At 70.5% G+C, this 19,136-nt stretch carries 15 protein-coding genes and 1 pseudogene; 3 read left to right on the forward strand and 13 right to left on the reverse strand.

Features of this window, described 5'->3' with window-relative positions; genetic code table 11:
* Positions 1-6: 6 nt before the first annotated feature.
* The 7 genes from ACIQU6_RS37045 to ACIQU6_RS37075 all read right to left on the reverse strand — a co-directional run bounded on the left by ACIQU6_RS37045 (position 7) and on the right by ACIQU6_RS37075 (position 10,195).
* The gene (locus ACIQU6_RS37045; RefSeq protein ID WP_403486132.1) at positions 7-384 is read right to left on the reverse strand and encodes a hypothetical protein; all 378 of its coding nucleotides are present in this window, start codon (positions 382-384) and stop codon (positions 7-9) included.
* Complete coding sequence (locus ACIQU6_RS37050) at positions 381-1,010, reverse strand: hypothetical protein (protein ID WP_403486133.1); 630 nt, start codon at positions 1,008-1,010, stop codon at positions 381-383. Before ACIQU6_RS37050 ends, ACIQU6_RS37045 begins: the two co-directional genes overlap by 4 nt.
* Positions 1,011-1,126: 116 nt before the next feature.
* Positions 1,127-2,476: a hypothetical protein gene (locus ACIQU6_RS37055; protein WP_403486134.1), complete on the reverse strand. Its 1,350-nt coding sequence runs from the start codon at positions 2,474-2,476 to the stop codon at positions 1,127-1,129.
* On the reverse strand, positions 2,467-3,747 hold the full coding sequence (locus ACIQU6_RS37060) for an N-6 DNA methylase (protein ID WP_403486135.1): 1,281 nt from the start codon (positions 3,745-3,747) through the stop codon (positions 2,467-2,469). The genes ACIQU6_RS37055 and ACIQU6_RS37060 overlap by 10 nt, the downstream gene beginning before the upstream one ends.
* 753 nt (positions 3,748-4,500) lie before the next feature.
* On the reverse strand, positions 4,501-5,841 hold the full coding sequence (locus ACIQU6_RS37065) for a class I SAM-dependent RNA methyltransferase (protein ID WP_403486136.1): 1,341 nt from the start codon (positions 5,839-5,841) through the stop codon (positions 4,501-4,503).
* Positions 5,842-5,965: 124 nt separating this feature from the next.
* Positions 5,966-8,017, reverse strand: a complete 2,052-nt coding sequence (locus tag ACIQU6_RS37070; protein WP_403486137.1) for an APC family permease — start codon at positions 8,015-8,017, stop codon at positions 5,966-5,968.
* A gap of 228 nt (positions 8,018-8,245) precedes the next feature.
* Complete coding sequence (locus ACIQU6_RS37075) at positions 8,246-10,195, reverse strand: NAD-binding protein (protein WP_403486142.1); 1,950 nt, start codon at positions 10,193-10,195, stop codon at positions 8,246-8,248.
* Positions 10,196-10,526: 331 nt separating this feature from the next.
* On the opposite strand from ACIQU6_RS37075, the gene ACIQU6_RS37080 reads away from it, so the two are divergent.
* Positions 10,527-11,195 carry a potassium channel family protein gene (locus tag ACIQU6_RS37080; RefSeq protein WP_403486138.1) on the forward strand — a complete coding sequence of 223 codons (669 nt, stop codon included), beginning with the start codon at positions 10,527-10,529 and terminating at the stop codon, positions 11,193-11,195.
* Positions 11,192-11,863 carry a TrkA family potassium uptake protein gene (locus ACIQU6_RS37085; protein ID WP_274912798.1) on the forward strand — a complete coding sequence of 224 codons (672 nt, stop codon included), beginning with the start codon at positions 11,192-11,194 and terminating at the stop codon, positions 11,861-11,863. Before ACIQU6_RS37080 ends, ACIQU6_RS37085 begins: the two co-directional genes overlap by 4 nt.
* A 67-nt stretch (positions 11,864-11,930) precedes the next feature.
* Here the strand turns inward: ACIQU6_RS37085 and ACIQU6_RS37090 are convergent, their stop codons facing one another.
* From ACIQU6_RS37090 to ACIQU6_RS37105, 4 genes are all read right to left on the reverse strand, one after another.
* Positions 11,931-12,752, reverse strand: a complete 822-nt coding sequence (locus tag ACIQU6_RS37090) for a DUF3159 domain-containing protein (protein ID WP_403486139.1) — start codon at positions 12,750-12,752, stop codon at positions 11,931-11,933.
* Positions 12,753-12,755: 3 nt separating this feature from the next.
* A complete protein-coding gene (locus ACIQU6_RS37095) occupies positions 12,756-13,154 on the reverse strand; it encodes an OB-fold nucleic acid binding domain-containing protein (RefSeq protein WP_199836367.1) in 399 nt (132 codons plus the stop codon).
* A gap of 150 nt (positions 13,155-13,304) precedes the next feature.
* Positions 13,305-13,988: a response regulator gene (locus ACIQU6_RS37100; RefSeq protein WP_016570936.1), complete on the reverse strand. Its 684-nt coding sequence runs from the start codon at positions 13,986-13,988 to the stop codon at positions 13,305-13,307.
* Between the two features lie 175 nt (positions 13,989-14,163).
* Positions 14,164-16,719 (reverse strand): DUF4118 domain-containing protein, encoded by a 2,556-nt coding sequence (locus tag ACIQU6_RS37105; RefSeq protein WP_403486140.1) that lies wholly within the window; start codon positions 16,717-16,719, stop codon positions 14,164-14,166.
* Positions 16,720-17,045: 326 nt separating this feature from the next.
* Here ACIQU6_RS37105 and ACIQU6_RS37110 point away from each other — a divergent pair, with 326 nt between their 5' ends.
* Positions 17,046-17,636, forward strand: coding sequence for a GNAT family N-acetyltransferase (locus ACIQU6_RS37110; RefSeq protein ID WP_403486143.1), 591 nt, complete (start codon positions 17,046-17,048; stop codon positions 17,634-17,636).
* Positions 17,637-18,107: 471 nt separating this feature from the next.
* Here ACIQU6_RS37110 and kdpC read toward each other — a convergent pair whose 3' ends face one another.
* Positions 18,108-18,770, reverse strand: a complete 663-nt coding sequence (gene kdpC, locus ACIQU6_RS37115) for a potassium-transporting ATPase subunit KdpC (RefSeq protein ID WP_403486141.1) — start codon at positions 18,768-18,770, stop codon at positions 18,108-18,110.
* 6 nt (positions 18,771-18,776) lie between these two features.
* Positions 18,777-19,136 (reverse strand): annotated as a pseudogene (locus ACIQU6_RS37120) (potassium-transporting ATPase subunit B); the annotation flags it as partial.

A 19,136-nucleotide genomic window follows, 5' to 3' on the forward strand; every position in this document is an offset into this window, starting at 1 on the left:
CTCTCGCTACCGTCGCCGGTTGAAAATGTTGGTGCCCGCCACGACAAACTGCTCGGTGAGGAGCTCACGTACCTGGTGCTCTGGCAAGTTGGTTTCGTTCGCTACCGCCCGCACCGTACTTGCCAGCGGAGCACCAGGGCGGCCGTCGAAGAACTTCTCGACGGCCTTTCGCACGCGGCTGTCGTCGGTGATCGCCGTTCCCCGCGCAGCCCACATTTCGTTACCTGTCCGTTCGAGCGTCGGATCGAGTCTCATCAGCAAGAGGGCCCGCTCGGCACCTCCCACCTCCGTGAGCTCGGGGACGGCTCCCGCAACGCGCTCGGGCGTCGCGGGACCGCGGCCGATCAGGAAGTCGCGGATCTTCGAGGTGATTGGGCCGGTCATGCTTCCTCCTTGAGCGGGAGGCGCAGCTGGGCGTCGGTCGCCTCGCCCCGCGAAGCATTTTCCGAACGCCGGATGCCCTTGACGGGCGTGAGCTGCGGGGCTGGCCAGATCGCGGCGACGCCGTTGATGGCCAGCAGGTCCGGCGGCTCCAACCACGCCGAGTGACCAACGAGCTTGCGCTCCTTCGGGTTCGCGGCCTCGCCGATGATACGGCCGAGGTCCGCGCAGAAGTCGCGGGCGCGTCGCGTGACCGTGCCCTTGCTGTAACGGAAGTTCCAACGCCGCAGGACGCTAGCGACGACGTCCGGGGTCGGCACGTCCTCGCCAGCCACGCGCCTGACCTCCTCAAAGATCGCGCGGCCACGAACCCCTTCGAGGATCACCCGAGGCTCGAAGCGAGAGCTGACGTAGCGGCGCCCGAGACTGGTCGGGCAGATCGCATCCTCCTTGAATGGCCGGGCCCAGCGCGCGGCCGCCAGGTAGTAGTGGACGTTGCGGAGGTTCTTGAATGCGATCTTGTGCTGGAGCCACATCGGGTCGTCCTCGCCGAGCACGACCATCTCGACTATGCGGTTCAGCGGGGCCAGTTGCGTGGCTTGTCGTACGACCCGATCGAGTGACGACATGTTGTCCCTCGGTACGACGGCAAAGCGGGGCGCCGACCCGAGTGCCCGCGTGAGCACATCACGCCGCACAAGGCGACTCCAGCTCCCAGGAGAGCTCATGCTCGTCGCCGCGGCGTTCACAGCGTCGCCTTCCGAAGGTAGTCGTCGGCAGCTTCGATGAGCGCGGTCCGCGCCAGCAATGCCTCGCGGCGACGCTGCATCGCTCGGGTGAGCCGGGTCTCGAAGTCCTCTCGCCAGACTTGACCCAGCGCCGGGACGAGCAACTCGTCGAGGTCGCGCTTGTTGACGAATCGCTGCACGGACCCGGAGGAGAGCAGCCGGAGCTGCGTGCGGACGAGGGGATGGGAAAGCGCGACGGCGAAGACGCGGGCCGTCTCGTGGAAGCGAAGGGCGGTGAAGGTGGCGCTCCCGAGGAGAGGCCGCTCCTCGGGTCCGAGCTCTTCGTCGAGGTAAGCGACCTGGTCGCCCGAGCCTGTCGTGCACAGCAGGACATCACCCACCTCGAGCCGCTGCCGCATGCGCGAGGACAGGTCGGACAGGGGCCGAACCTCGCCGCCCTCGACAAGGAAGGTGCTCTCGTTCACGTCGTCGGCCTGAACGGCGAAGACCTCCTCGTCATCGGCGAGGCCACGAAGGCTCGCGCCGGCGGGCTTCGCAAGCTGGAGCAACGGCCGCATGGCCGACGATGCTGCCGAAGAATGGCGGAACACGCGCCCGCGGTTGAACGGGACGTCCCACCGGTCTGCCAGCTGCGATCGGAGAACCTCGATGGCGCTGCTGGGGGGCTTAACCCCGGAGACACGGTGGTAGATCTCGGTGTGGATCGCCGTCACCACCGCGTTGAACTCGGCGCGGGCGCTCGCGGTCAGGTTGACGGCCCGCTGGTACTGCAGCCCGAGCGACTCCTGCAGGCTGCGCGGGGGCAGCGGGATCGGGAGGCGCGCGATGTCCGAGAGGCGAAGGCGCGGCAGCGCCGACGAGCCACCGCGGTACGCGAGGTCACGCAGGATCCGGTTCAGCGTCGGCGTGCAGAACACGGCGGCCAGGTACTCGGGCAAGACCGCCGGCCGGGGCCGGATGATGGTCAGCTCCGACGACACGGCGAGCTCTGCAGGCATCCCCGACTGGACCGCGGCCGCACGAAACGGCTGGGCTGCCCGCGTGAACAGGACGTCGTTCTCCTGGACGTTGATCCACTTGGCGGCGGTGCCGTCGACGTGGGCCATGCCGCCCAAGTCCAGCTCGCAGGGCCGCACGTTGTTCAAGCGAAGCATCGGGATCCCCGATGCGGCCGAAGGCAGGCGAGCCCCGTCGTGGATGGACTCGACGATATCCTCGAGGCTAACGTGTCGACTGCCCTCCGCGCTCATCGTCGACCGCACCAACTCGCGCCCGAGGTAGAAGGCCGGGTCGAGGCGAACGTGCCGCTTGCCGAGGTCGGCGCGGGAGAGCGTGGCTACACGCATGCGGCTACCTCCCGTTCGAGGAAGTCGTCGAGCTTCGACCGTGCCGCGCCGATGTCGCCGCGCAGGTCGTGCGCCTCCACGTCGACCATGAGGATCGGGTAGTCGTCGGCCGGCGCCGGCTTGCGGAGTATCACGACGGAGCACTTCACCCCCGTGCCGCGGAAGCAGGTTCCGGCAGGCAGGCTGACGACCGCCAGTAGACGTGCGTGTTCGAGCAGCCACTCACGGAAGCCCGCATGCCCGGCGCTCGAGAGCAGCCCTTCGGGCAAGACGGTGACGAGGAGAGCGCCATCGGCCATCGCCGCGAGCGCGTGCTCGACGAACAGCAGCTCTACAGGCACGCGGCTGCGCACCTTGCCCCCTCGCTTCGACAGCTCAAACCTGGCCGGCTGGGCTCCGCTCAGTTGGAGGCCGATCGGCGGGACGACGATCACGCCGTCGTAAGACCCATCGAGGTTCGACTGCAGGAAGTCAGCGAACACACGCTCGACGCTCGGAAGCAGGCGCTCCAGCAGCGGCTCGAGCAGGCGAAGCTCGGCCGGAAGAAAGATCGTGCCCTCCGCGCCGAGGAGTGTGGCGATCTCCGCCCCCGCTCCGCCTGAGACCAGGAGACGACGAGCGCCGAGCTGGTGTCCGCGCACCAAGGGCGCCACGCTCTCGGTCAGCCCGGAGAACTGGCCCTTATCGGGAAGCAGTGAGGACACCGCGACGACGAGACGGACCAACTCATCGGGCGCGTTCGGGCGGAGTCGAAAGCCGGCCAGGAGCGCAGCCGCCGTGCGGAGCGGTTCTACTGCGACCGACTCGTCACCACCGAGACGCGACACGGGCACGCCGCCCGTGGGGCGGACGAGGTCCGGCCCGAACACCTCATCGCCATCCAGGCGAGCGACCATCTGGGCGACGCCCAGCTTCGTCGCATCACCGTGACCGGCGGCCGCGTGAATCAACTGCCCCCAGGCGCCGAGGACTCCTGCCGACGGAAAGTGGCTGCGGTCGGCGACGGGCAGTGCCCGCACAGGGACGAGCCCCTCCTGCTCGCGAGCGTAGAACGATGGATAGCTGCCGCCGTCGACGATCACGAATGCGTAGCCCTCGCCCGCGAGGAGCTCGAGGTAGCGGTCGGACACATCACCGCGCTTGGGGCGAAGCAGCACACCGCGCTCGCCGCCGAGCATGAACTCCCCAGCGAGGGCCAGCCGTCCGATGACTGGCTGCGTAGCGTCGGTTACGTCGATCCCGAGGCTGCTGAGGTAGGTTCTCGCGTCCAAGACAATTTCTCCATCACGCGCTCACGCGCCCATTGAGTCTCAAAGAGTAGCCAGGACGAGAAGTACAGTCAAGCGTCATCACGCGCTCACGTTCCCAATAAATCCAGAGCGGCCCCGCCTCGCCGCAGCGGGGGGCGCATCAATAGTTCCAGTCCGCGGCTGCGCACGTCCGGCACCCGGACACTCGGACCAGCCTTCAGTGAGTCCCTGAACTCGTCGCGCCGGCGAGGCGCCGCCCACGCCGCCGACGATCTCCACCACGCGGTGCGGGCGGCTCGGTCGAGGCCGCGCACACGGCGGCGTTTCGCGTACTCTGCGCGCTGGACGACTCCGCCCGCGCCACGGCTGGCTCGACAGCCTGATCACCACGACAGCCCCGTGATCCGCTGACTACGGATGATCGCTGCACGAGCCCTGTTCCCCACCACATGGATCATGATCGACGATCAAGGTCTCGACGCGCCACCGCCAACCACGCACGAGCTCGTTAGAGGCGTCATCGAAGCGGTGGACGCGAACTCCGGGCGACCAGAAGGACCTTGTGCACACTGGGCCCCCATAGGGCCCGGCAGCATGATTTCTCAGCAGCCGCCCCACTGGAACTGTTAATTCTGGTGAATCTGACCTACACCGCAAGGCGCCTGACACCCCATCAGAACGAGCGTCAAATGAGCGTCACGAGCGTCATTCCAGCGTCAAGATATCGCCCGTAACGCCTACACCGCACATAATGCGCACGCACAAAACCACAGATCAGACACCCTTCGCGGCCCGCTCCAGAATCACCACGCACTCCACATGATGCGTCATCGGGAAGAGGTCGAACGCGCGCATGCGGCGGGGGGCGTAGCCGGCGTCGCGGAAGTAGGCGAGGTCGCGGGCGAGGGCCGCCGGGTCGCAGGCCACGTAGGCGATGCGGCGGGGGGTGAGGGTGGCGAGGTGCTGGACGGTCTGCTTGCCGGCGCCGGCGCGGGGCGGGTCGAGGACGACGAGGTCGACGTCGGTGATGCCGGTGCGGGGGAGGACCTGCTCGACCTTGCCGCGCTCGACGCGGACCCGGTCGAGGTCGGCGAGGTTGTGCTCGGCGTCCTCGACGGCGCGCTTGCTCGCTTCGATGCCGAGGACCGCGCCCTTCTCGCCGACCCGCTCGGCGAGGGCGCCGGCGAAGAGGCCGACGCCGCAGTAGAGGTCGAGGGCCATGTCGCCCTTCTTGGGCATCAGGCCCTGCATGACGGCCTCGACGAGGAGGTCGGCGGCCTTCGGGTGGACCTGCCAGAAGCCGCCGTCGCCGACCCGCCAGGTGCGGCCGGCGGCGCGTTCGCGGACGAAGGGGCGGCCGTGGACGCGGTGGACCGCCTTGTCCTTCTCGCCGATGCGGAGGACGGAGACCGGCTTGTCGAGTTCGACGATCGGGAGGCGGCCGCCGGGGCGGGGGGTGAGGACGACCTGGCGGTCGTGCGAGCCGGTGGCGGCGATCGCCTCGACGGTGGCGATCTGCGGCCAGGTGCGCTGCTCGATGCCGAGTTCGGAGACGCCGGGGGCGGCGATCATGCAGTGGGTGACCGGCTCGATGTCGTGCGAGCGGTGCTTGCGGAGGCCGGGACGGCCCTCGGCGTCGACGGCGTACTGCACGCGGGTGCGCCAGGCCGGGACCTCGCCCTTGGCGACCTTGTCGCCGGGGGCCGGTTCGACGGTGCCGTCCCAGCCGCTCTCCTCGGGGGTGAGGCCGGCCAGTCGCGCCAACTGCTCGGTGATGACGGCGGCCTTGAGACGGCGCTGGGCGCCGGGCGCGGCGTGCTGCCAGTCGCAGCCGCCGCACCGGCCGGGGCCGGAGAACGGGCAGGGCGCCGCGACGCGGTCCTTGGAGGCGTCGAGGATCTCGACGGCGTCGGCGCGCAGGAAGCGGGCGCCCTCCTCGCCGTCGGTGACGCGGACCCGGACCCGTTCGCCGGGCAGCGCGTGCCGGACGAAGAGGACCTGACCGGCGTCGGTGCGGGCGATGCAGTGGCCGCCGTGCGCGACCGGGCCGACCTCGACCTCGTACTCCTCGCCGACCATCGACTTCCTGGATTCCGGCGGCGTGTCCGGCTGCATGGCGGGGAGCTCCTGAGTAGGCGTGGGGCGAAACCGTGACGGCTGGCCTCCGGGGGGAGGCCAGCCGTCCATTCTACGGGGTGTGGCGCGGTGCGCCGGCCCCCGAGCGGGGCCGGCGCACGGGTCACTTCTTCGTGGCCGGGGCTTCCTTCTTCGGTGCGGAGACCGGACCGCGCCGGACCGAGCCGGGGGCGTTCCACTCGGCGCGCTTGCGGGCGCGCTTCTTGGCGGCCTCGGAGGAGTCCAACTGCCAGGGCACGGAGGTGACCATGACGCCGGGGGTGAAGAGGAGGCGTCCCTTCAGACGCAGTGCGGACTGGTTGTGCAGCAGGTGCTCGTACCAGTGGCCGACGACGTACTCGGGGATGTAGACGGAGACCGCATCGCGCGGGCTCTCCCGGCGCAGCGACTTGACGTAGTCGATGATCGGCCGGGTGATCTCGCGGTACGGGGAGGCCAGCACCTTCAGCGGCACCTCGATGCCGCGGCGCTCCCACTCGGCGCGCAGGGCGCGGGTGTCGGCCTGGTCGACGTCGACGCTGACGGCTTCCAGGGTGTCCGAGCGCATCAGCTTGGCGTAGTTCAGGGCGCGCAGCGTGGGCTTGTGCACCTTGGAGACCAGGACGATGGAGTGGACGCGGGAGGGGCGGACGACCTCGTCGTCGGGGAGGTCGGGGGCGGCGATCTCGTCGGAGACCCGGTCGTAGTGACGGCGGATCGCGGTCATCGTGACGAAGAAGATGACCATGCCGAGGAGGGCGACCCAGGCGCCGTGGGTGAACTTCGTCAGCAGCACGACGACGAGGACGAGGCCGGTGAAGAAGGCGCCGAAGGTGTTGATGGCGCGGGAGCGGTGCATCCGGTGGCGCTTGGCCTGGTCCTTCTCGGTCCGCAGGTGGCGGTTCCAGTGCCGGACCATGCCGATCTGACTGAGCGTGAAGGAGACGAAGACGCCGACGATGTAGAGCTGGATCAGGCGGGTGGAGTCCGCGCCGTAGAGGTAGACCAGGACGGTGGCGGCGCCGGCCAGCAGCACGATGCCGTTGGAGAACGCCAGCCGGTCGCCGCGGGTGTGCAACTGGCGCGGCAGGTAGCGGTCCTGGGCGAGGATCGAGCCGAGCAGCGGGAAGCCGTTGTAGGCGGTGTTGGCGGCGAGGAAGAGGACCAGCGCGGTGGCTGCGGCCAGGATGACGAAGAGGAAGCTGCCCTTGCCGAAGACCGCCTCGGCGACCTGCGAGATCACCGGGTTCTGGGTGTAACCGGAGCCGATCGGATGGCCGTTGTGGAGCAGGTCGGTGGCCGGGTTCTCGGCCATCCGCACGTGCGTGGTCATGGCCAGCGCGATGATGCCGCAGAACATGGTGACGGCCAGGCCGCCCATGAGGGCGAGGGTGGTCGCGGCGTTCTTCGACTTCGGCTTGCGGAAGGCGGGCACGCCGTTGGAGATCGCCTCGACGCCGGTGAGCGCGGCACATCCGGAGGAGAAGGCGCGCAGCAACAGGAAGATCAGCGCGAAGCCGGCGAGTCCGCCCTGCTCGGCGTGGATGGTGTAGTCGGCGGTGGGGGCCTTCATGGTGTCGCCGAGGACCAGGCCGCGGAACGCGCCCCAGAGGATCATGATGAAGACGCCGGCCACGAAGACGTACGTGGGGATGGCGAAGAGCTTGCCGGACTCCTTGACGCCGCGCAGGTTCATCAGCGTCAGCAGCACGATGATCGCGATGGCGCACAACGTCTTGTGCTCGACGACGAACGGGACCGCGGAGCCCAGGTTTTCCACTCCGGAGGAGATGGAGACCGCGACGGTCAGGACGTAGTCGACGAGGAGCGCGCTGGCGACGGTCAGGCCGGCCTTCGGCCCGAGGTTGGTGGTGGCGACCTCGTAGTCGCCGCCGCCGCTCGGGTAGGCGTGCACGTTCTGCCGGTACGACGCGACGACGGTGAACATCAGCACCACGACCGCGACCGCGATCCAGGGGCTGAAGTGGTACGCGGAGACCCCCGCCACGGAGAGGACGAGCAGCACCTCGCCGGGCGCGTAGGCCACGGAGGAGAGCGGGTCGGAGGCGAAGACGGGGAGTGCGATGCGCTTGGGGAGAAGGGTCTCGGCGAGCCTGTCGCTGCGCAGTGCGCGCCCGATCAAGATCCGTTTGGGCACGTCGGTCAGTTTGGACACCAGAGGATGCTAAGCCTTCGTCAAGGTGCTCGCCCACCCGCCATCCGGACGTGTAAGGGCACTCGAATGCGCCACGGTGCGCAGAGTCGCCCGACTCCGCATCTACTGCCCTTTACTTCCACAAAATCTGCACGTCAGGGGACGGCCGCTCCGTCGGTGCGGGGTGTCCGTGGGCCCGGGGCTCGTGGCGGACGTCACGAGCCCCGGGCGTGTCGCGGTTGCGCAGGTTCACTCCGCGTGCGCCGGCCGCGGCCGGCGGGACAGCAGCTCGCCGAGTCCCTCCCGGGTCGCGGCCAGCAGCACCACATCGCGCGGCCGGAGAACGTAGTCGTTCAGTTCGTCCGCCAGGTGCGCCGGCCGCCGTCCCGGGCCCGGCTGCGGACCGCCCGCCGCGGACTGCTCCGCCGGCGCGTCCAACGCGAAGGTGTCGACGGCCAACACCCGCAGCCGTCCCGGGCGCAGCACCGCACCGACCGTGCGTCCCTCCAGGGCGGCATGCCCACCGACCTCCACTTGGGCCACCAGCAGCACCCGCCGCTCCACCGGGATCGCGCCCAGGATCTCCCGGCCCATCATCGCCCCGGCGAACGCCGGGGCTGCCAGGAAGGAGACGCTGCGGCTGCGGGTCCGCGCGCCCGGATGGGCGGCGCGCAGCGTCCGGTAGACGGCGGCGGCGAACCCGTCGTCGAAGATCCGCAGGGTCACCCGGAGCCGCGGATTGACCGACCGGGCGTACAGCGCGGCCTCCAGATTGGTGGTGTCCTCGCTGGTCAACGCGAGCAGGGTGCGGGCCCGGTCGACCAGCGCCGCCTCCAGCACGCCCTCCTGGGTGACGTCGCCCACGACGGTCGGCACCCGCAGCCGACGGGCCAGGGCGATGCCCCGCGCCTCCGGGTCGGCCTCGATGCACACCACCGGGATGCGCATCTCGTGCAGCCGCGCGAGCACCCGGGTACCGACCTTCCCCAGGCCCAGCAGCACCACATGACCGGAGAGCCCGCGCGGCGGCCGGCGCAGCGCGGAGGCGCTGCGGAACGTGCCCAGCCCCTCGAACGCCGCCGCCACCAGCACCGGGAGCAACAACAGCCCGACCAACCCGGCCAACAACTGGAGCACCTTGCGCGCCAGCGACCCGTCGAGCGCCGGCTCGTCGATCGCGAACAGGTCGAGCAGCGTGAGGTACGCGGCGTGCAGCGGCTGCTCCCCCGTGGTCAGGGACGCGGCCACGGCCAGCGCCAACACCGCCCCGACGAAGCCCGCCAGCGACCAACGCAGCCGCGGGGAGAACAGGGACGTCAGCGGCGCGCCCCGGCCGCGGAGTCGCCTGGGCCGCACCGTCCGGCCCGTGTAGGCCACGGTTTCCAGGACGACCCGGCCGCGGTCCGCGGCCGCGCCTGCGGTGGCGTCGTCCGGCAGCAGCACCGGGCCGTCGTCGCCGGCCCCCGCCTCGGGCGCACTCGCCGCGCCGGGCTGCTCACCGGGCGACGGCGACAGCAGCGCCAGGGTGCACAACCGCCGCGCCCCGGCCGGCCCGGACTGCCCCGGCGCGCGCTCCACGGCGCGCAGCATCAGCCCGTCCGCCTCGATGACCTTGCTGGTCCCCGCGACCGCGGTGGCCACCAGCGCCGGGGCGACGGTGTCGGTGTCGGAGAGCACCGTGGTGGACGCCTCGGCCCCCGCCGGTCGGGTGCCGTCCGCCGCCCGACCCGCGCCGACCGCCGCGGCCTGGTCCAACAACTCCTCCAGATGCTGGCCGAGTTTGCGGTTGTAGAGCCGGATGACCAGCCGTAGTCGGGGGTTGAGACGGCGGGCGCGGAGCGCGGCGTGGATGTTGAGATCGTCGTCGTGGACCAGCGCCAGCGCACCCGCCCCGGTGATGCCCGCCTCGACCAGCGTCGCGTCGTCCACCTGGGCCGCCTCCAGGACCCGGACCGGTTCCGTCGGCGGCTCGATGTCCTCACCCGATACCGGGGGCGCAACGGGCCCAGTGCGCCCGACCGCCGCCGACACCCGGCCGAGCAGCGCGGTGGCCCGGCCGAAGCCGCGGGACGGCGCGGGGATGCGGGAGCGGCGCGGCTCCCGCGCGGACGGCACGACCAGGGTCACCCGTTCGCGGTAGACGTCACGGAGTTCGGCGGCGAGCCGGTGGGCCAGCGCGTCATCACCGCACACCACCATGTGCGGTGCGGTAGCGCCCTGTTGGGGCTGATGTGGCAGTTGAGGCACACGTCGTAGCGTGCCCTACCCGTCCGCCCCCACGCAGCCCACCGCACCATCCCGCGCTGCCGCACCACCGCCCCACGACGGCCCGGGCCGCACCGCGCCCCCTACCGGGCCCACCGTTACGGCTACGGTTGTACCGGACCACGGTGCGGCCGGCGCCCCCGTCTGACGCACCGGGCCGCCGTCGCGGACAGCGGCTCCGTGTCGCCGGAACGTCGGAGAAGGAAGTAGTGAGCAGGGTGTTTGGTCAGGTCAGCGCGCTAGTACAGGGCACGGGGTAATCAGCATGCACATCGTCATCATGGGGTGCGGCCGCGTGGGCTCCGCGCTGGCGCAGACCCTGGAGGGCCAGGGCCACACCATCGCGGTGATCGACCAGGACCCGACCGCGTTCCGCCGGCTCGGCTCCGCCTTCGGCGGCCGCCGGGTCACCGGCGTCGGCTTCGACCAGGACACCCTCCGCGAGGCCGGTATCGAGGAGGCGGGCGCCTTCGCCGCCGTCTCCAGCGGTGACAACTCCAACATCATCGCCGCCCGGGTGGCCCGCGAGATGTTCGGCGTCGAGAACGTCGCGGCCCGCATCTACGACCCGCGTCGCGCCGAGGTCTACCAGCGCCTCGGCATCCCCACCGTCGCCACCGTCCGTTGGACCGCCGACCAGATGCTGCGCCGGCTGCTGCCCTCGGGCGCCGAGCCCCTGTGGCGCGACCCCAGCGGCGGCGTCCAACTGGCCGAGGTGCACACCTCCACCGCCTGGGTCGGCCACAAGATCAGCAAGCTGCAGGAAGAGACCGGCGTCCGCGTCGCCTTCCTCACCCGCCTGGGAGAGGCCACGCTGCCGACCTCCCAGACGGTCCTCCAGGAAGGCGACCTGGTGCACGTGATGATGCGCGCCGACGAGGTGGAAAAGGTCGAGGCGGCATTCGCCCAGGGTCCCGAGGAGACGCACGCATGAGGGTCGCGATCGCAGGCGCCGGCGCGGTGGGCCGTTCCATCGCCGGCGAACTCCTGGAAAACGGGCACGAGATCCTGCTCATCGACAAGGCGCCCACCGCCATCTCCGTCGAGCGGGTCCCGCTCGCCGAGTGGCTGCTGGCCGACGCCTGCGAGATCACCTCGCTCGACGAGGCCGCGCTCCAGCGCTGCAACGTCGTCATCGCCGCGACCGGCGACGACAAGGTGAACCTCGTCGTCTCGCTGCTCGCCAAGACCGAGTACGGCGTGCCCCGGGTCGTCGCCCGCGTCAACAACCCCAAGAACGAATGGCTGTTCAACGAAGCCTGGGGGGTCGACGTCGCGGTCTCCACCCCGCGCCTGATGTCCGCCCTGGTCGAGGAGGCGGTCAGCGTCGGCGACCTCGTCCGGCTGCTGCGCTTCAGCCACGGCGACGCCAACCTCGTCGAGCTCACCCTCCCGCCGGAGGCCGCGCTGGCCGGCACCCGGGTCGGCGACGTCGAGTGGCCCGAGGACACCTCCCTGGTGACGATCATCCGCGGCACCCGGGTCCTCACCCCCAACAAGGACGACGCCCTCGAAGCCGGCGACGAGCTGCTGTTCGTCGCCGCCCAGTCCCGCGAGGAGCAGTTGGAGGACCTGCTGTCGGTCCGCCGCACCGACGGCTGAACCGCCCGCAGCGCACGAAGGGCCCGGGAGCCACACGGCTCCCGGGCCCTTCGCCCGTCCCTCTCCCTCAGCGGCGGTGCCGCGGTCCCCCGCTGCCACGCTCGGCGGCCGCGTCCGGCTCCAACAGCCCGCGCTGCCGCTCCCGTTCGGCCTCCTCCGCCTTTTCCTGCGCCTCCATCTCCGCGAAGACATCGATCGGCGCGGGCGCCTTCACCAGGAACATCCACGTGAGGTAGAGCGCCAACAGGAACGGCGGGATCTTCAGCGCCACCAACACCCAGCCCAACTGCGTGGTGTCCGCCCACCAGTACAGCGGGAAGAGGATCAGGCACTTGCCGAGCAGGATCAGGCCCCACGCCCAACTGGCCTTCGCATACGCCTTCTTGCGCCCCGGATTCCGCGTGCGCCAGGAGAGGTTCTCCTTGAACACCGGCCCCAGGATCAGCCCGATCAACGGGACGCCCGCCAGCGTCGTCACGATGTAGGCCAGCGCCAGCCCCAGCGTGTAGAGCATGCCCGGCAGGTAGAAGTCCTTGGCGTTGCCGGTCATCATCGCGAAGACCACGCCGAAGGCGACCCCGAACACCCCGCTGAAGGCGTGCTTGACGGTGTCCTTCCGCACCAGCCGCACCGCGCACAGCACCAGCGACACCGCCAGCGCCGCGATCGCCGAGACGTGCAGGTCCTTGTTGACCGTGAAGATCGCGACGAAGAGCAGACCCGGTAGCACCGTCTCCACCATGCCGCGCACGCCACCGAACGCCTCGAACAGCGCCGCCTCGGTCACCTCCCTGCCGCCGGCGTCGGCGGTGGCGGTCGGCGCGCCCACCGGACGATCGGTGGAAACGGAAGCCTCAGGTTCAGTGGTCGGTCGGTCGTACGACGTCACCGGCTACTCCTGTCCGAGCGGTCGCAGTTCGTACTTGGGATTGAAGAGCACCCGGCGCCCGTGACTCAGCGAGACCCGGCCCGAGGCGATGAGCTTACGGCCCGGCTCGATCCCGACGATGGAACGGCGACCCAGCCACACCACGTCGAGCGCCGCGGAGCCGTCGAACAGCTCCGCCTCCAGCGCGGGCACACCGGCGCGCGGCCGCAGCGTGACATGCCGCAGGGTGCCGGAGACCTTCACTATCTGTCGGTCGTCACAGTCGCAGATCCGGGTACACCCCGTCGCCTGCGCGTCCTCCTGCAACTCGGCGGACTGCAGCTCCTCCTCGGAGGACGACAGCCTGTCGAGCATCCGGCGGAACCGGCCGGCCGGCTTCTCGGGTCGGGTCCCAGCACTCATAACCCCAGCGTACCGGGGCCCGCCCGGCCTTCCCCGCCCCCCGCACAACCCCCGGAAACCCCGCCTGCACCCCCCGAAGCAACAACGCTCCCCCGCCCCACCGTCCCCACGGCCCCCACACCGCCCCCGGGCAACGACCGCGCCGCGCCTTCACCCCTCGAACCGATACCCCATCCCCGGCTCCGTGATGAAGTGCCGCGGGTGCGACGGATCGCCCTCCAGCTTCCGCCGAAGCTGCGCCATGTACACCCGCAGGTAGTTGGTCTCGGTGCCGTACGACGGCCCCCACACCTCCTGGAGCAGCTGCTTCTGGCTGACCAGCCGGCCCTGGTTACGGACCAGGACCTCCAGCAGGTGCCACTCCGTGGGCGTCAGGCGGATGTCCCGACCACCCCGGTTGACCTTCTTCGCCGCCAGATCGACCGTGAACCCCTCGGTCTCGACGATCACCTCGTCGTCCGCCGGCCCGGTCGGCTCCGCCCGGCGCACCGCCGCCCGCAGCCGCGCCAGCAGCTCGTCCATCCCGAACGGCTTGGTCACGTAGTCGTCGGCGCCCGCGTCCAGCGCCTCCACCTTCTCGTCCGACGTCTGCCGGGCGGACAGCACCAGGATCGGGACTCTCGACCAGCCGCGCAGCCCCTTGATGACCTCCACCCCGTCCATATCGGGCAGCCCCAGGTCCAGGACCACGACGTCGGGATGGCGGGCCGCGGCGAGCTTCAAGGCCGTCGCCCCGTCCGGGGCGGCGTCCACCTCGTACTTGCGCGCCTTCAGGTTGATCACAAGGGCGCGGACGATCTGCGGCTCGTCATCGACCACAAGCACCCGGTTCACTGGCGTTCTCCTCGCGGTGTCGGTCGCCGACGGACAACGCCCGCCGGCCAGGTGGTGAGTGCGGCCGGTATTGCCCGACCGCCGTGCTGGGCCCCTCCCGGGCCACGCGGCGGGCACGTACCGTCACCGGAACGCGGCCGTATCCCGCCGCAGGTACGACCGCCCAGGCCCCGACTCATGTCGTCGCCTGCGCCGGAAGATCGGGGCGGACCGGCGGAACGCCCGGGGCGGCGGGAAGCGTCAGCACCATCGTCATGCCGCCCCCCGGAGTGTCCTCCGCCGCCAACGTCCCGCCGATCGCCTCCGCGAAACCACGCGCCACGGCCAGCCCGAGCCCCACCCCGGCGCCCCGCGGAGCGTCCCCGTACCGCTGGAACGGCTCGAAGATCCGGTCCTTGGCACTGTCCGGCACCCCCGGACCCCGGTCGGCGATCCGCAGCTCCACCCGGTCGCCGAGCGCGCTGGCCCCGACCAGCACCGCCTCCCCGTCCGGGCTGTACTTCACGGCGTTCTCCACCAGATTGGCCACCGACCGCTCCAGCAGCCCCGGGTCCACCGCCACCATCGGCAGCTCCTCCGGGATGTCCAACGTGACACTGTCCTCCGGGACACCGCCCAGCGCCATCGGCACCACCTCGTCGAGGTCGATCTCCCGGATCAGCGGCGTGACCGTCCCGGTCTGCAGCCGCGACATGTCCAGCAGATTGCCCACCAGGTGATCCAGCCGGTCCGCGCCCGCCTCGATGCCCTCCAGCAGCTCCGCCTCGTCCTCCTCCGACCACGCCACGTCGTCCGACCGCAACGACGTCACCGACGCCTTGATGCTCGCCAGCGGCGTCCGCAGATCATGGCTGACCGCGGCCAGCAGCGCGGTCCGTATCCGGTTGCCCTCCGCCAGCTCCCGGGCCCGCTCGGCCTCCCCCACCAGCCGCTGCCGGTCCAGGACGACGGCGGCCTGCGCGGCGAACGCGGCCAGCACCCGACGGTCCTCTGCCGGCAGCACCCGGCCGGTCAGCGCCAGCGCCATGTGGTCCCCCACCGGCATGTCCACGTCCGCGTCCTCGGGGCGCCGCAGCGGGGGCGCGCTCTCGTCGCCGCCGGCCCGGCCCGCGCACGTCCACGGATCGACGTCGCTACGCCGCTCCAGCAGCGCCACGGTGTCCATCCCGAACGTCTCCCGCACCCGCTCCAGCAGCGCGTCCAGCGTGGTCTCACCGCGCAGCACGCTGCCCGCCAGGAACGACAGGATCTCCGACTCGGCGCGCAGCCGCGCCGCCTGATGGGTCCGCCGGGCGGCCAGATCCACCACCGACGCCACCGACACCGCCACCGCGAAGAAGATCGCTATCGCCACGATGTTCTTCGGGTCGCTGACCGTGAGCGTGTGGGTGGGCGGAGTGAAGTAGAAGTTCAGCAACAACGAGCCGACCGCCGCCGACGCCAGCGCCGGCAACTGCCCACCGAGCAGCGCCGCGATGACCGTCAGGAACAGGAACAGCAGCACGTCGTTGGCGAGCCCCGGCCCGTTCGAGATCTTGGTCAGCAGCAACGACAGCAGCGCCGGACCGCCGACCCCGACCAGCCAGCCGGCGACGATCCTCGACCGCCCCAGCCGCGCCCCCCGCGCCACCGGCAGCCCCCGGCCCTTGGCCACCTCGTCGTGCGTCACGATGTGCACGTCGAGATCCGGCCCGGACTCCCGGGCCACCGTCGCCCCCACACCGGGGCCGAAGATGTACTGCCACGTCTTGCGGCGGCTCGACCCGAGCACGATCTGAGTGGCGTTCACCCCCCGGGCGAACTCCAGCAACGCGCTCGGTATGTCGTCGCCGATGACGTGGTGGAAGGTGCCGCCGAGGTCCTCCACCAGCGTCCGCTGGACCGCGAGTTCCTTCGGCGAGGCCGAGGTCAGCCCGTCGCTGCGGGCGATGTAGACGGCGAGCACCTCGCTGCCCGAACCCTTCGCGGCCATCCGCGCGGCCCGGCGGATCAGCGTCCGCCCCTCCGGACCGCCGGTCAGCCCGACCACGATCCGCTCCCGCGCCTGCCACGTCGAACGGATCGAATGCTCCGCCCGGTACTGCTGGAGGTACTCGTCCACCCGGTCGGCCACCCACAGCAGCGCCAGCTCCCGCAGCGCGGTGAGGTTGCCCGGCCGGAAGTAGTTCGACAGCGCCGCGTCGACCTTGTCCGACTGGTAGATGTTGCCGTGCGCCATCCGCCGCCGGATCGCCTGCGGCGACATGTCGACCAACTCGATCTGGTCGGCCCGCCGGACGACCTCGTCCGGCACCGTCTCCCGCTGCCGCACTCCCGTTATTGACTCGACGACGTCCCCGAGCGACTCCAGGTGCTGGATGTTCACCGTCGAGATCACCGTGATCCCGGCTTCCAGCAGCTCCTCGACGTCCTGCCAGCGCTTGCCGTTGCGGGACCCGGGAACGTTGGTGTGCGCCAGCTCGTCGACCAGCGCCACGGCCGGTTTCCGCTCCAGCACCGCGTCGACGTCCATCTCCGTGAACGTCGACCCGCGGTACTCCAGCTCCCGTCGCTGCACCTGCTCCAGGCCGTGCAGCATCACCTCGGTGCGGGGCCTGCCGTGGTGCTCGACGAACGCCACCACGACGTCCGTACCACGCTCCACGCGCCGATGCGCCTCCGACAGCATCGCGTACGTCTTGCCGACGCCCGGTGCCGCGCCGAGATATATCCGTAGCTTGCCGCGTGCCATGGCCCCATTGTCTTACGTGAAGGCCGCCCCCACCGGGCTAGACCTGATGCGACCCTACCGACCGTTTCGCCGAAAAAAGCCCCAGGTAGCGGCTTCCCGCCTGGTCTTGACGCGACTCTGATACACCTTCTGAGCAGGGAGCCGATCGGGCTGCCGGGCACTCTGGTAAGGGACGCCACCGACCCCACGGACACCGCTCCCGGGTCATCGAAACGGGTCGCCCACGACCGGAATCACTGGCCGAAACAAAGCGATCGCCCCCGCCGAGACCCCCTGCCACGATGCCTCCCATGACCCCCATGACCCCCATGACCCCCATGACCCCCATGACCCCCATGTCCCCCACGAGCCACCCGACCCCCACCTCCTCCGAACACCCCGCCAGCGCGGCCCCGGTGCGCGTCGTCCACACCGCCGACCTCGACACCGCAACCCTCAACGCCGCCCGCATCCTCCTCTACGACGTCTTCGACGACATGACCGCCGAGGACTGGGAACACGCCCTCGGCGGCCTGCACGCCCTCGTCCACGAGAACGGCGAGCTGATCGGCCACGCCGCCGTCGTCCAACGCCGCCTGCTGCACAACGGCCGGGCCCTGCGCTGCGGCTACGTCGAGGGCGTCGGCGTCCGCGCGGACCACCGCGGACGCGGCCACGGCGCCGCCCTGATGAGCGCCCTGGAGCCCGTGATCCGCAACGCCTACGACCTCGGCGCACTCAGCGCCGCCGACGACGCCGCCGCCTTCTACGCCGCCCGCGGCTGGCAACTCTGGCGCGGCCACTCCTGGGCCCTCACCCCAACCGGCCCCCGCCGCACCCCGAACGAGGACGGCAGCCTCTACGTCCTCCCGTCCTCCGTGCCCCTCGCCCTCGAAGCCGACCTGACGTGCGATTGGAGGGAGGGGGACGTTTGGTAGGAGCGGAGGGAGCTGGGCTGGTGGCGCCACTCATCACACCCGTGCCTACGCCCACACCCACGCCGCACTGCGAACCCCCCTCCGAATCCACTCCCCAACGATTCCAACTCCGTTCCATCTCCGCATAGTTAGAGAGAACCTCTACCGAACTACCCACCTCCCCGACGCGTTTCCCTACCGCCGCGAAATCAGTATGAGGATCCCGCTTCCGGGCCGCCGACGCCTGTGGATAACCCGCAGAAGACGCAGATCAGGCCGCCTCAGGCGGAGTTGGAGGGGGGCGCTCCAGGGCCGGCGCCGGCGCGGACCAACACACGCCGACGCAGCCCGCCACTCGCTCCCACGCAACACGCACAAGGGGGAGGCCCCGGGGAAGATCATCCCCGGGGCCTCCCCCGTATGCCGATCGGTCGCGGCGACCGGCTACCGCAGACGCGCGCCGCATGAGGTGCCTTAACGGGGCACCGTTCGTCACCGCTGTCCCTGCGCCAGGTCCCGGAGCGCGATGTTGAGTTCCAGGACGTTGACCCGGGGCTCTCCCATGAATCCCAACTGGCGTCCCTGGGTGTGGTCCTGGACGAGCTGCTTCACCTTGTCGGCAGGGAGGCGGTTCTCCTTGGCGACGCGGTTGACCTGGAGGAGTGCGAACTCCGGGGAGATGTCGGGGTCGAGGCCGGAGCCGGACGACGTCACGGCGTCGGCCGGCACCTGCGACTCGGGGACACCGTAGGTGGTGGCGACCCAGTGCTTGCGCTCCTTGATGGCCTTGACCAGGTCGCTGTTGGTGGCGCCCAGGTTGGAGGCGCCGGACACCTGGAGGTTGTACTGGGGGTTGACGCCGTTGGCCCGGTTGCTGGTGAGTCCGGCCGAGGGGCGGGGCTGGAAGTAGTGGAGGTCCGGGATCGGGTTGCCCTTCTTGTCAGTGCCCTTGTCGTAGCGCTGACCGAGGAGGCTGGAGCCGACGACCTTGCCGCGGGAGGTGACCTCCGAGCCGTTGGCCTTGTTGTTGAAGGCGGCCTGCGCCACTCCGGTGACCACCAGAGGGTAGATCACCCCGCAGACGACGGTCAGGACGAGCAGGGCACGCAGGCCCGCGGTCAGCAACCGTGCGGTGTTGCGTACGGAGTTGTTCATGGCGGGTCACCCGATTCCGGGGATGAGGGAGATCAGCAGGTCGATGAGTTTGATGCCGATGAACGGGGCGATGAGGCCGCCCAGTCCGTAGACGGCGAGGTTCCGGCGGAGCATCTTGTCGGCGCTGACGGGGCGGTAGCGCACGCCCTTGAGGGCGAGCGGCACGAGGGCCACGATGATCAGCGCGTTGAAGATGATCGCGGAGAGGATGGCGGAGTTGGGGCTGGACAGCCGCATGATGTTGAGGGTGTCCAGACCGGGGTAGGCCACCGCGAACATCGCGGGGATGATCGCGAAGTACTTGGCGACGTCGTTGGCGATCGAGAAGGTCGTCAACGCACCCCGGGTGATCAGGAGTTGCTTGCC

The sequence above is a fragment of the Streptomyces sp. NPDC090442 genome, from assembly GCF_044769405.1.
Lineage (GTDB): Bacteria > Actinomycetota > Actinomycetes > Streptomycetales > Streptomycetaceae > Streptomyces.

Coding starts and splice junctions, on each gene's coding strand:
- ACIQU6_RS37045 (WP_403486132.1), bottom strand. CDS start 384: ATGACCGGCCCAATCACCTCGAAGATCCGCGACTTCCTGATCGGCCGC.
- ACIQU6_RS37050 (WP_403486133.1), bottom strand. CDS start 1,010: ATGTCGTCACTCGATCGGGTCGTACGACAAGCCACGCAACTGGCCCCG.
- ACIQU6_RS37055 (WP_403486134.1), bottom strand. CDS start 2,476: ATGCGTGTAGCCACGCTCTCCCGCGCCGACCTCGGCAAGCGGCACGTT.
- ACIQU6_RS37065 (WP_403486136.1), bottom strand. CDS start 5,841: ATGCAGCCGGACACGCCGCCGGAATCCAGGAAGTCGATGGTCGGCGAG.
- ACIQU6_RS37075 (WP_403486142.1), bottom strand. CDS start 10,195: ATGGTGGTGTGCGGTGATGACGCGCTGGCCCACCGGCTCGCCGCCGAA.
- ACIQU6_RS37080 (WP_403486138.1), top strand. CDS start 10,527: ATGCACATCGTCATCATGGGGTGCGGCCGCGTGGGCTCCGCGCTGGCG.
- ACIQU6_RS37085 (WP_274912798.1), top strand. CDS start 11,192: ATGAGGGTCGCGATCGCAGGCGCCGGCGCGGTGGGCCGTTCCATCGCC.
- ACIQU6_RS37095 (WP_199836367.1), bottom strand. CDS start 13,154: ATGAGTGCTGGGACCCGACCCGAGAAGCCGGCCGGCCGGTTCCGCCGG.
- ACIQU6_RS37105 (WP_403486140.1), bottom strand. CDS start 16,719: ATGGCACGCGGCAAGCTACGGATATATCTCGGCGCGGCACCGGGCGTC.
- ACIQU6_RS37110 (WP_403486143.1), top strand. CDS start 17,046: ATGACCCCCATGTCCCCCACGAGCCACCCGACCCCCACCTCCTCCGAA.
- kdpC (WP_403486141.1), bottom strand. CDS start 18,770: ATGAACAACTCCGTACGCAACACCGCACGGTTGCTGACCGCGGGCCTG.